This is a genomic window from Stenotrophomonas sp. INTA L402-1, assembly GCF_059295135.1.
In genome coordinates, this window is sequence record NZ_JCAFWP010000223.1 from 1 (window position 1) to 546 (window position 546).

At 57.3% G+C, this 546-nt stretch carries 1 protein-coding gene; it reads left to right on the top strand.

The features are described 5' to 3' along the window. On the top strand, positions 1-546 hold a 546-nt coding region (locus AC5O77_RS22480), incomplete at both ends, for an AMP-binding protein (protein WP_494507256.1).

Genomic DNA, 546 nt, shown 5'->3' on the forward strand with positions numbered 1-546 from the left:
GAGACAGCGCGACGACGCCAGCCAGAGCAAACATCTCACCTATACAGAGCTGCACCGCGACGTCTGCCGCTTCGCCAATACCCTGCTCGAGCTGGGCATTAAAAAAGGTGACGTAGTTGCGATTTATATGCCGATGGTACCGGAAGCCGCGGTCGCGATGCTGGCCTGCGCCCGCATTGGCGCGGTACATTCGGTGATTTTCGGCGGCTTCTCGCCGGAAGCCGTTGCCGGACGCATTATCGATTCTAACTCACGACTGGTGATCACTTCCGACGAAGGCGTGCGTGCCGGGCGTAGTATTCCGCTGAAGAAAAACGTTGATGACGCGCTGAAAAACCCGAACGTCCCCAGCATTGAACATGTGGTGGTACTGAAGCGTACTGGCGGGAAAATTGACTGGCAGGAAGGGCGCGATCTGTGGTGGCACGACCTGATTGAGCAAGCCAGCGATCAGCACCAGGCGGAAGAGATGAACGCCGAAGATCCGCTGTTTATTCTCTACACCTCCGGTTCTACCGGGAAGCCGAAAGGCGTGCTGCACACTAC